The 10,656-nt window shown below is 60.6% G+C and carries 11 protein-coding genes and 1 tRNA gene; 9 read left to right on the top strand and 3 right to left on the bottom strand.

Annotated features, from left to right (window positions below):
- The first annotated feature begins 9 nt into the window (after window positions 1-9).
- A tRNA-Pro gene (locus KBC96_04785) sits at window positions 10-77 on the top strand.
- Window positions 78-219: 142 nt separating this feature from the next.
- Window positions 220-1,185: a tyrosine-type recombinase/integrase gene (locus tag KBC96_04780; GenBank protein MBP6963705.1), complete on the top strand. Its 966-nt coding sequence runs from the start codon at window positions 220-222 to the stop codon at window positions 1,183-1,185.
- Window positions 1,186-2,285: 1,100 nt separating this feature from the next.
- On the opposite strand, the gene KBC96_04775 is transcribed toward KBC96_04780, so the two are convergent.
- The 3 genes from KBC96_04775 to KBC96_04765 are packed head-to-tail and all read right to left on the bottom strand — an operon-like array spanning window position 2,286 to window position 4,590.
- Entirely contained in the window at window positions 2,286-2,903 is a 618-nt protein-coding gene (locus KBC96_04775) for a PEP-CTERM sorting domain-containing protein (GenBank protein ID MBP6963704.1), read from the bottom strand.
- Window positions 2,900-3,502 (bottom strand): hypothetical protein, encoded by a 603-nt coding sequence (locus KBC96_04770; GenBank protein ID MBP6963703.1) that lies wholly within the window; start codon window positions 3,500-3,502, stop codon window positions 2,900-2,902. The genes KBC96_04775 and KBC96_04770 overlap by 4 nt, the downstream gene beginning before the upstream one ends.
- Window positions 3,499-4,590, bottom strand: coding sequence for a PEP-CTERM sorting domain-containing protein (locus KBC96_04765; GenBank protein ID MBP6963702.1), 1,092 nt, complete (start codon window positions 4,588-4,590; stop codon window positions 3,499-3,501). The genes KBC96_04770 and KBC96_04765 overlap by 4 nt, the downstream gene beginning before the upstream one ends.
- A gap of 864 nt (window positions 4,591-5,454) precedes the next feature.
- Between KBC96_04765 and KBC96_04760 the strand changes: the two genes are divergently transcribed.
- The 7 genes from KBC96_04760 to KBC96_04730 all read left to right on the top strand — a co-directional run bounded on the left by KBC96_04760 (window position 5,455) and on the right by KBC96_04730 (window position 10,617).
- The gene (locus tag KBC96_04760) at window positions 5,455-5,649 is read left to right on the top strand and encodes a helix-turn-helix domain-containing protein (protein ID MBP6963701.1); all 195 of its coding nucleotides are present in this window, start codon (window positions 5,455-5,457) and stop codon (window positions 5,647-5,649) included.
- Window positions 5,646-6,188 (top strand): hypothetical protein, encoded by a 543-nt coding sequence (locus KBC96_04755; GenBank protein ID MBP6963700.1) that lies wholly within the window; start codon window positions 5,646-5,648, stop codon window positions 6,186-6,188. Before KBC96_04760 ends, KBC96_04755 begins: the two co-directional genes overlap by 4 nt.
- Before the next feature lie 243 nt (window positions 6,189-6,431).
- Window positions 6,432-8,963 (top strand): hypothetical protein, encoded by a 2,532-nt coding sequence (locus KBC96_04750; GenBank protein ID MBP6963699.1) that lies wholly within the window; start codon window positions 6,432-6,434, stop codon window positions 8,961-8,963.
- A gap of 87 nt (window positions 8,964-9,050) precedes the next feature.
- On the top strand, window positions 9,051-9,704 hold the full coding sequence (locus tag KBC96_04745; protein MBP6963698.1) for a hypothetical protein: 654 nt from the start codon (window positions 9,051-9,053) through the stop codon (window positions 9,702-9,704).
- A gap of 4 nt (window positions 9,705-9,708) precedes the next feature.
- A complete protein-coding gene (locus tag KBC96_04740) occupies window positions 9,709-10,005 on the top strand; it encodes a hypothetical protein (GenBank protein MBP6963697.1) in 297 nt (98 codons plus the stop codon).
- A 4-nt stretch (window positions 10,006-10,009) separates the two neighbouring features.
- Window positions 10,010-10,237, top strand: a complete 228-nt coding sequence (locus KBC96_04735) for a transcriptional coactivator p15/PC4 family protein (GenBank protein MBP6963696.1) — start codon at window positions 10,010-10,012, stop codon at window positions 10,235-10,237.
- Complete coding sequence (locus KBC96_04730; protein ID MBP6963695.1) at window positions 10,234-10,617, top strand: hypothetical protein; 384 nt, start codon at window positions 10,234-10,236, stop codon at window positions 10,615-10,617. The genes KBC96_04735 and KBC96_04730 overlap by 4 nt, the downstream gene beginning before the upstream one ends.
- Window positions 10,618-10,656: the final 39 nt, after the last annotated feature.

Here is a 10,656-nt window from a genome sequence, read left to right as displayed (position 1 = left end):
TCGCCGGGGTGTAGCGCAGCTGGCAGCGCGCATGCTTTGGGAGCATGAGGCCGCCGGTTCGAATCCGGCGCGGACATCCGTGCTCAATATGCGCTCATGTAGCGAAGGCATGTGCGGTAAGAAACGGCCTTTTTCGGTGAAGGCATGTGCGGTAACAACCCGCATGCTGACCGCACATGTTTTCTGACTCTTCTCTGTGCTCCGAAAGGAGTGTCAGAGATGGGCCAAGTAATACGCCTTCAGGAGTCGCCTCGCACTACCGATCTGCCCGCCTGCGTCACCGCCTTCTTGAACTTCTCGCGCAGCAAGAACCTCGCCGCCGAAACGCTCGCATACTACGCGGGCAGGCTTCGAGCCTTCGCGAGGTTCACCGATCTGCACTGCCCGGACGCGACGCCCGGCGACATAACGCCCGGGATCGTCCGCGAGTTCATCACCTGGGTTCGCGAGTCCTCATCACCGGCAACTGCCAACCACTCACTCGCCGTGCTGAAACGGTTCTTCGGCTTCCTCTATGACGAGGGTTTCGTCGCGTCTAACCCGGCGGCGAACGTGCAGAAGCAGAGAGAGCAGAAACGAGTGATAGACACCTTCTCACGCGATCAAGTCGAGGCGATACTCAGGGCTTGCGGCAGGGACTTCTACGGCGCGAGGGATCGGGCGATCATCCTCACGCTATTGGACTGCGGGCTTCGAGCGTCGGAGCTTTGCGGCTTGACGCTGGATGCTGTGGACTGGAGCGAACAGACGTTTCGAGTGATCGGCAAGGGCGGCAAGGAGCGCATAGTGCCGTTCGGTTCGGGCGTCCGGCAGTCGCTCAGCGCGTACCTCGCGAAACGCGGCGAGAAGCTAGAGACGTTCTGCCTGTTCGTCACTCACTACGGCGAGCCTCTCGATCGCTACCGCCTGCGCGACGTGATAGTACGCCGATGCGCCGAGGCAGGCGTCACCGGCCTGCGGTGCAGTCCTCATACCCTCCGCCATACCTGCGCGGTGTCCTACCTGCGGGCGGGCGGCGATACGTTCACCCTGCAGAACCTACTCGGGCACGTCTCGCAGGAGATGACGCGGCGGTACTGCGAGAGCCTTACCGCAGATGACGTGCAGGCGAAGCACCGGGAGTATTCGCCTGTTGACAACATGAAGGGCATCGGCCCGAAGGACGGAAGGAGGCGGCTGAGGTAGCAGGTGTGCAAGTGCCTTCCGTCACATCAACCGGTGTGCACGTTGTAGAGGCATCTGCAGAATCCGGGTCCGCCGTCGTAGAACTCGGTTGTGCAGTCTTTGCACGGGATGGGCATGAGTCGTAGAGCCTCTTCCACAGAGAGTACTCTTCCGCTCTGGGCTCGGCAGGCAGGGCAAGAATCATCGCCAGCGTCGGAAATCTCGACCCTGTATGGGCCGGAGGGCTGTTGCTGGAGGTCCAGAAGGAACGCCTGAGCCGCCTTCTCAAGAGCGGGCCGATGGTCTTGGCGTAGGCGGCACATGAACAGGCCCATCTGATAGTAGATGATCCAGGGTGCCGAACTCCGTTGGGCTTGGCATTTCGCCAACTCCCAGGCCACTTGCGCGGGTGCAGGCTCACAGCCTGCCCTCTGCTTCAGGAATATGCTCATTCTTGAGAAATCGCTGCGGGACAGTCCCAGATCGGACACGAAGTCGGCTGACAGGGCTTCCTGTTCGGTTAGGAGTGAAACCGGGAATATGGTCTGCCTTGACCGTACATATATGTCTCGAGCACACATCGGGCATTTGGCCTTCCGGCCAGGTGCCTTTGCCAGAACGCGTTTGCAGTAGGGACAAATCGGTTGGCTGTCCAAGATAGCTCCTTCCTATGCCTTTGGGCTCGACTCCCGCCGATCTGCTTCAGGGTTCCGCAGACATGGTCTTCGCCTTCTGCAAGATACGGTTCAAACGAAGCCTCCGGCGAGGCGAGTCCTGTTCGGAGGACTGGCTATTGTTTGTCTATTGCTGGTAACCATGAACGTCTCATGATCGCGCTTTTCCCTATGGTAGCCACGTCGTACCTCTGCAGTTCACCTGTAGTAGTATCCAGCAAGAAGAGATCGCGCTGTTCTGTGGCCTTTGCGTCGCCTGTCGTAAATGACCAGATCGTGTAAGATCCTTGGACTAGCTGATACCTGCCTACCTGAGGAGCTGGCGAGCTGGAGGTAGTGGCGGCATACAGATGGCTCAGAACGAGGACAAGTATGCCAGCCAAGAGCACTACTGCTAGTACCTGAAACCTGGTTTTCGTCATGGCTATTGTCTCCTTCTTGTCGCGACTATGCCCTGCGCCGTCTCGCGCCCATCAGCAGCGCAATGCCGCCAGCGAGGGCAAGAAGGCTGGACGGCTCAGGAACGGGTGTGCCGTAGAAGTCAACTTCGTCGAGGAACATCCAGAACTTGGTTGGCTCGAGGGTGATCTGGGCAACCGAACCCGTGCAACCGCCGACGTCGAGCGTTAGTGTACACCTGGATGCGTCCGGGTATTGCGAGTTATCGAAGTTCCAGACACCGCACTGAGACAGAGTCTCCTCACTGTTGCCTACTGCCAACGTTATCTGCCTGGGAATGTACATGCTGGGACCGTCGGAACGGCCTGTGAACACGTCCACCCTGGTGAAGGTCGTCTGCTGAGCGAAAAAGAAGGTGATCGTGGCCGCATGACTCTCCCATGCTACCCACTCGTACGGATCATCGGCACCTCCACCCGGTTCGCCACTCCACGGTCCTCCGTGCAGACCATCGGTAAGTTGAGAGCCAGTGTCATCGTAATACGTGTACGCTCCAACATCACCGGTCGGTGCTACATAACTGGACGGCACTATCTCGACGCCGAGTGCCGCCGAACAAGCCAGAGATGTGATGACAAGTGCGACTAGGATCGAAGCGAGTTTCATCTTCTTTGCCTCCTGATCAGTTTTGCGAGTCCGCATAGCCCGCCGACCAGGGAGATCAGGCCGGAGGGCTCAGGGATAACGTCGTACTCCACTACGTAGCCAAGTATAGGTTCTACGTTGCGGGCATCATTCCACTTCGATGACTTCTCATTCAGCCACCCGAAGAAGTGCAGGCAGTGTTCCGTACCGGCCCATCCGTTGTCCGGCTGCGAGGTGGCCCAGTTTGTGTAGACCATAGGTTCACTGGTGACCCAACGCCACGCGCCGTCCGGCTCTGAGTAGTCAGGCGCGTCGAGATCCTGATAGCCGCCGATCCACGGCCCGTTCATGTTGTTGGAGTAGCGCCAGTACTTGTCGTCTGATATGAGACTGTAGATGAACTGGTTCTCCGGCTCGGCGGCCACGGTCGCAAGGTGACCGCCCACGGAACGTGAAGCCAAATCTGCTTCCGTCCATGTGATGAAGTTCGGGACATACACAGCCTCATACCAATGGTCGTTTCCGCCTGCGGCGACGGGCCACTGGACTGGTGCCGCCTGGGCTGCGATTGCCGGGAATATCAGCACAATGGCTGCCACTAACGCGAATGCTCTTTTCATCCTCTTCTCCTCCATAGCAGACCCAGAGTCGCAAGGCCGGAAGCTAAGGCGAACAGGCCGGAAGGCTCGGGAACAACGTTGTGCCACATGACGGCCTCGTAGTAGCCTGTAGACACGTTGAAGGCATAGCCTACAACCCAGATGTCACTACCCGTCACCTCGATGGCCCGTGCGTATGAATGTGCGTACTTGGTTTCGAGGACGCCATGGAGGTCTGACCAACTCTCCGCCGTTCCCGTCCATAACCCGGCGTGGTCGTTGCCAGTAATGCGCGCATACCCGAACTGATATGCGCCAGAGGCACCGCAGGCTTCCGACCAACTGCTCCAGTTCGGGCTGAGGTCCACGTAGCTCTCCGCTGTCCCGGTCCAGAGTCCGGCGTGAGTATAGCCACCGATGACCGCATACCCGACCTGTTGTCCGCCAGAGACACCATAGGCATAGGAATCGGTGCTCCCGATGGGATGGAGGTCTGCGAAGCTCTCCGCCGTCCCGGCCCATAGCCCAGCATGATAATTGCTGCCAATGCGCACGTATCCAACCTGTTGCCCGCCAGAGATACCATAGGCATAGGAATGAAGAATCCCAGCGGGATGGAGACTCACCCAACTTGCGGCTGTTCCGTTCCACAGACCTGCGCGAGACTGCCCGCTGATGCTGGCATATCCGACCTGCTGGCCGCCCGAGACGCCATAAGCGCGGGAGTGGGTGCTACCAGTTGGACTGAGATCCACCCAACTTGCCGCAGTCCCGGTCCATAACGCGGCATGGTCAAGGTAGCCGATGACCGCATACCCGACCTGTTGTCCGCCAGAGACACCATAGATACGGGATGAGGTACTCCCGGCAGGATGGATGTCAACCCAGCTTGCCGACGTCCCACTCCACATGCCCGCCTGTGTCTGGCCAACGGGTCCGCTGATGTTGGCATATCCGACCTGCTGACCGTCCGAGATACCGTGGGCTAGGGACACAGTACTTCCAGCGGGTTTCAGGTAACTCACCGTCCATCCAGCGAATGCCGAGGTGGATACTGCGAGGGCAAGAGCGACAACCGTGGCGAAGCGCAAGATGTGCTTGATGCTCATCCTCTTCTCCTCCTTTTCGTCGCAGCGGCGGCTCTGTAACAGCCTGCAAGTCGTGACTACAGTCGCCTGTCTGCTTGCGGGCATGTATGTACCCAATGGCTGAGCTTCCTAAACATCCCGAAGCGTGAGGCTGAGCCAAGGCACACATAGCGCAAGACTCCGCGCATACGGCGCGAGGATGCGTTTCTATGGCCTTCGGGCGTTCGGGCAGGGCGTCTGTGGGAAACCTCTTGTCGTCGGCGGATTCTTGGGAATCCCATGGAACGGGCGGATCCGCGGCAATCCATGATACGCGCAGGCCGCGGCGTTGACTGGGCACGATCAAGGCACCATCCGCCGAAGCCTGCAAGAGTCCGGCGCGGTGAAACAAGGCAGGCCGGAAAACGGTGCCGATTTCGGCGGAAGTGGCGAGGCTCGTGAGGTTGCGGCGCGGAAGTTCAACGTGGGCAGGTCGGCGGTAGATGAGGCCGAGCAAGTATTGGAAGCCGCGCCGGAACTGTTTGAGAGGGTGGTGGAAGGTGAGTCCGGGCTGCGCGAGGCGCAACGCGAGACAGCAGTTTTTCGGCGGAAACGAACTTGCACAGAAAACCGCGCACAGGGCCATTGACACACGAAAGAGGCCGTGGTAAAATATCACGGAGATAGAGACGGTCGGAGCGATGGCCAACTGAATAGAGACTGAACGCGTGCACTTTCCGGATACAGGTAGCATAACGCACCTGCCGGAGTGTCGCTGACACTACCCACAAGGGCACGCGTCGAAAGGAGTGTGCGGCATACCTGTAAGGTATGGCGGCCTTTCGACGCGTGCCCTTTTTGCGCGTGTAGTGACGAGGAGCGACGAAGACGTGAGGAGGTTCTCAAATGACAGCAACGGTTTCAGGACACAAACTGCTGAAGCCTGCGGAGGCGATGGAAACTCTGCGGCTCAGTCGCGCCGGGTTCTACCAGCTTGCCAGGCGCGGCGCGATCCCTACGGTTCGCGTGGGCAGGCTCATGTTCGTTCCGAGCGGATGGGTGGACAAGAAGCTCGGTGAGTGGGAGGAGGAAGCCGCATGATGCACACGACAGAGAGAACCAGCAGAGTCGCTCTAGCTTGCAGGCGCGGCGGCTCTGCTGGGCGAACACGCGATGAACGCGCTCACGGTTATTATAGCGTCACGTCGCCGAATGTCAAGGGCGAGAGGACGCACTGGCGCGACGCGGCCTTATCAGAGCGACATCGGCTCTACGGCGCTGACTGCCCGGCGGTTGACGTGGACTTTCTGCTTGTCGAGTTTGACTGCGGGCGGCCTTGCGCTCTCGTGGAATACAAGAGCGGCGATCCTCGCCCGCTGGACTTCGAGCATCCGTCCTACCGGGCACTTCGGCATCTTGCGGATGCGAGCCGAATACCAGCGGCAGTCGTCTTCTACAGTCCTTCGTTCTGGCACTTCACCGGCTACCCGCTAAACGCCCGAGCCGTCGAGTGGTTCGCCGAGGGCGAGGTCTTGAGCGAGCTCGAGTATGTGACGCGGCTGTACCGGCTTCGAGGGCGCGTAGTACCTGCGGCGGTGACGTGCAGGCTCAATCAAGTCAAGCCCGAGGAGGTGGGATGATGAAACACCCTACCTCAATGGCGGAGGTTCAAAACGATGCAGTACACTGCACTATTTCGGGCATAGCGGGCAAGCGGCGGCGAGTCCGAAACCCGAACAGTCCTCTGGAGGCGATCCGTTCGCGATGTTATGACTGCGCGGGTTACGAGTGGCGCGAGGTTCGCGAGTGCGTGGTGACTGACTGCGCCCTGTACCCTTTCAGGCACGGCAGGCGGCCCGGGACGGTGACGAGGAGGCGCGGCGATGACGCTTGACGATCTGCTCGGACGGCTTCAGGGCGTGCGGCCTGGTCGCGACGGCGAGTATATGGCCTTGTGCCCGGCTCACGCCGATGACAACGCCTCTCTCAGCGTCACCGAGGGCGAGGGCAAGCTTCTTCTGCACTGCTTCGCGGAATGCGAGACGGAGGACATAGTGAAGGCGCTCGGGCTCGAGATGCGCGATCTGTTCGCTGATGCGCCGAAGGCATCCGGTCCGAAGGCGGTCGGCGCGAAATACGACGGCCCGCCGCCGTGGGAGAAGCCTATTGTCGCGACATACGACTATTGCGACGAGGGCGGCAAACTGCTGTACCAAGTCCTTAGACATCCCGACAACCCGGACGGCTCGAAGGACTTCTCGCAGCGTCGGCCCGGCGGCGCTCACAGCTGGACTTGGAGTCTTGGCAACGTCCGGCGCGTGCTCTACTGCTTGCCCGAGGTGCTCGAGGCGGTGCAGTCGGGCGCGACGGTCTACATACCCGAGGGCGAGAAGGACTGCGACAACCTGCGGGCGTTGGGCTTGACAGCGACAACAAACTCAGTCGGCGCGTCGAGCAACTGGCTACCCGGTTACACCGAGAGTCTCACGGGCGCGAACGTCGTGGTTCTGCCGGACAACGACGAGCCGGGACGCAAGCACGCTGAGCAGGTCGCGAACGCGATCCACGGCACGGCGGCGACGGTGAAGGTGCTCGAACTGCCGGGACTGCCGGAGAAGGGCGACGTAAGCGACTGGCTCGAGTCCGGCGGGACGGTTGACGAGCTTCTGCGGCTTGTCGAGGATGCGCCCGAGTGGACGCCGACGGCGGCTTCACTAACCGTTAGTGAACCGGCGGCGATCCCGGGCAGTGCGCCGGACGGGTTCACGCTCACCGATCTAGGCAACGCTGAGCGGCTCATAGCGGCCCACGGCGCGAACCTGCGTTTCGATGTGGACGCCGGACAGTGGCTCGTTTGGGACGGCAGCCGATGGGCACAGGACGCTACCGGCGAGGTTCATCGGCTAGCTCGTGAGGTGGTTCGCGGGCTGTATGCCATACTGCCGGACTGTCCGACGGCTGAGGCGAACGCGGCCCTATACAAACACGTCCGAGGTTCGGAGGCCGCAGGCAGGCTCGATGCGATGGTACGGCTTGCGGAGAGGTGTCCGGGCGTGCCAGTCCAGGCGAAGGACTTAGACGCCGATCCTTGGCTGTTCAACTGCGCGAACGGCACGCTGGACTTGCGAACCGGCGAGCTTCGAGAACACCTTCAGTCGGACTTGCTCACGAAACTGTCACCCGTCAAATATGACGCTGATGCGACGTGCCCGAGATGGGATCGGTTCTTGTCCGAGGTGTTTGACGGCCCGGATGTGATCGGGTTCGTGCATCGGATGGCGGGTTACATCCTCACGGGTGACACCCGCGAACAGTGTTTCTTCTTGCTGACCGGGAAGGGCAGCAACGGCAAGAGCGTGCTCGTCAACACACTGGCACACATAGCGGGCGACTATGCGAAGGGTACGCCGGTCACGACGTTCTTAGACCGGCGCGGCGAGAACACGTCCGATCTGGCAGGACTGGTCGGAGCGCGGCTTGTCACGGCGTCCGAGGGCGAGGGCATGACGTCCTTCAATGAGTCCCTACTCAAGCAGGTAAGCGGCGGCGATCCGGTCACGGCGCGGCATCTGTACCAGCCGTATTTCACCTTCACACCGGCGTTCAAGGTGGTGTTCGCGACAAACGAAGTGCCGCGTATACGATCCCAGAACTACGCGATGAGGCGGCGCGTCAAGATGCTACCGTTTCGGCGGCGGTTCTACTACCCTCACGAGCAGCAGCATCCCGTCCGGGATGAACGGCTCGGTGAGAAGCTGAAGGCAGAGGCGGCGGGCATCCTCGCGTGGATGGTTCGCGGGTGCATCGAGTGGCAGAAGCACGGGCTCGGTATGCCGGACGTACTACAGCATGAAGTCGAGAGTCTCTTTGAGAGTCACGACGTTCTGCTTGACTTCATCGAGGACAAGTGCGAGCTGCATCCGAGGCTGGAGGTGGAGTCCGGCGAACTGTGGCGGGCTTACTTGGCGTGGTGCGAGGACACGAAAACCAAACAGGCGTTCAAGTATTCGTCTGAGTTCTCCCGTAACCTGTGCAGGCGGGACAACATCGAAACGCGGCGAGCGCCGGGCGGCAAGCGGGTACGTCTCTTGAGCGGGATCGGGTTGAAAGACGCTTCTGGACTGCCGCCGGATGAAGGCTTAGGGACGGGTAGGGACGGTAAAACGCCTTTTTGCGAAACTCTCCCACGCGAGGCACACATAGAGAAAGTTCGTGAAAACACCGTTTACCCGTCCCTACCCGTCCCGTCTGAGCGTGAAAACATCGAGCCGGACATACCTGCGTACCACATGGCGGCGCGGCCCGGCAAGTGCATCCACTGTGACGGGCGTACCGAGCACACTCTCGATGGCGAATACTTCTGCTATTCGTGCTACAAGAAGTTCTACACAGATAAAGTAGAGGTAACGGCATGAAAGCGAGGTGGTGTCTCATACCATAGAAGGGCTTGGCATCGGCGGCGGCGACGAATACACCGAGAGAACAAACAGGAGGCAAGAACGATGTGGCGATTCGATTACTACGCACAGAGCTTAGGTAAGGTACTTAGCGCGATCCCGGCTTACGCCGAGAAGCGGAGCGCGATGACAGGCAGCCCGGACTATTCGGACGGCTACAAGCAGTCGAAGATCGGCGAGCTTGATGCACAGATGCAAGAAACCGTGGAGAGCGCCTTCACCGAGATGACACAGCAGGTCACGAGAGACCTGGCGGCGGCGAAGAAGAAGGCAGAAGGGCAGGCCGTACCGTTCGAGGAGCGGACATACTACGCGACTATAGCGGCGCAGGATGCGGCGGGCAAGCAGCCGGGCGATCTGCTTGCGCTCTACAAGAAGGCGGCTGAGTCCGGCAACAGGGCGCACAGGGATGAACTGGCGCGGGTGATCGGCCCGATGCTCTCCGCCGATACCAAGCATGATCTTGCGTGGCGAGAGGTTCGGCAGGCGTCTCTGAGCGAGCAGGAGGTGCGGGCGGAGCGGATGGAGTCCGCCTCGAAGGACTTGGCGAGCATGATGGGCAGCCTGAAGCAGCATACGGCTTGGACTGTGGAGAACGTCCGCGACGGCGGCGACGTGAACGCGGCGGGCGGCACTATTACGTCTGTGTTCGAGAAGATCGGGGCTGATCCGAGGTTCGCGGGCGACTCGATGAGGTGAACTGATGACGCTCATACAGAGACTAAGACGCCTGGAGGAGCTTGCTGAGGAGCAGTCGCCGTACCTATACACAAAGGACGGCGGCAAGTTTCGGGTGTCGAGCATGGATCTTCTGGGTGCGTTCGTCGAACTGCTCGAGCTCGAGGCACTGCGGACGCTGGACAGGCCCGCGCCGGAGAAGCCGCCGGAGTATGGCTACCTGTGGCCTGCTCTGTGCCGGTCTGTAGAAGGACAGAGCGGACTTGTGGACATGTTGAGGACTATGGCGCTCGAGGCAGTCGAGTGCGACGAGAGGCGGTGACGGCATGAGCACAGAGCTAGCAAGCATACCGAAGAACGCGAAAGAGCGGATCGTCGTTTCGGACGCCGAATACAACGGCATCGAGCTTGTTGACATCCGCGTATACTTTCAGGCCGATGACGGCGAGTGGCATCCGACGAAGAAGGGTGTCTCACTGCGGTGGGCCTTGTTCGGCGAGCTTCTCGCGGCGTTGAACGGCATCGAGAGGCCGAAAGCGGGCGGGCGAATATGAAAGTGAACGGGCAGAAGAAGAAGTACGAACTTGCGGTAGTGGCGCTGCTCGAGTCCGACTCCGTAATAGACGCGGCGCGGTCAGTCAACATCGGCGAGACAACCATATACCGATGGATGAAGGACGCTGAGTTTCAGGCTCTGTACCGGGATGCGCGGCGCGAGGTCGTGCGGCAGGCGGTGGCACGACTGCAACGGGCGTGCAGGCGGGCGGTAGACACTCTCACGGATGTGATGGAGTGCGGCGAGTCGCCTGCATCGGCCCGGGTGACTGCGGCGCGGGCGGTGCTCGAGATGGCCTTCAAGGCGGTAGAGCTCGAGGACATAGACGCCCGCGTTACGGTACTTGAACGGGCGGGCGATCCGGGAGGTATGCGGTGATGACACTGCGGCGGCGAGTTGAAGGACTCGAAGCGGATC

The sequence above is a fragment of the Armatimonadota bacterium genome, assembly GCA_017993055.1.
GTDB lineage: Bacteria > Armatimonadota > UBA5829 > DTJY01 > DTJY01 > JAGONM01.
The sequence above is the reverse complement of the archived record's forward strand: the minus strand, read 5'-3'. Positions and strand labels throughout refer to the sequence as shown.

Coding starts and splice junctions, on each gene's coding strand:
- KBC96_04780 (MBP6963705.1), top strand. CDS start 220: ATGGGCCAAGTAATACGCCTTCAGGAGTCGCCTCGCACTACCGATCTG.
- KBC96_04775 (MBP6963704.1), bottom strand. CDS start 2,903: ATGAAACTCGCTTCGATCCTAGTCGCACTTGTCATCACATCTCTGGCT.
- KBC96_04770 (MBP6963703.1), bottom strand. CDS start 3,502: ATGAAAAGAGCATTCGCGTTAGTGGCAGCCATTGTGCTGATATTCCCG.
- KBC96_04765 (MBP6963702.1), bottom strand. CDS start 4,590: ATGAGCATCAAGCACATCTTGCGCTTCGCCACGGTTGTCGCTCTTGCC.
- KBC96_04760 (MBP6963701.1), top strand. CDS start 5,455: ATGACAGCAACGGTTTCAGGACACAAACTGCTGAAGCCTGCGGAGGCG.
- KBC96_04755 (MBP6963700.1), top strand. CDS start 5,646: ATGATGCACACGACAGAGAGAACCAGCAGAGTCGCTCTAGCTTGCAGG.
- KBC96_04750 (MBP6963699.1), top strand. CDS start 6,432: ATGACGCTTGACGATCTGCTCGGACGGCTTCAGGGCGTGCGGCCTGGT.
- KBC96_04745 (MBP6963698.1), top strand. CDS start 9,051: ATGTGGCGATTCGATTACTACGCACAGAGCTTAGGTAAGGTACTTAGC.
- KBC96_04740 (MBP6963697.1), top strand. CDS start 9,709: ATGACGCTCATACAGAGACTAAGACGCCTGGAGGAGCTTGCTGAGGAG.
- KBC96_04735 (MBP6963696.1), top strand. CDS start 10,010: ATGAGCACAGAGCTAGCAAGCATACCGAAGAACGCGAAAGAGCGGATC.
- KBC96_04730 (MBP6963695.1), top strand. CDS start 10,234: ATGAAAGTGAACGGGCAGAAGAAGAAGTACGAACTTGCGGTAGTGGCG.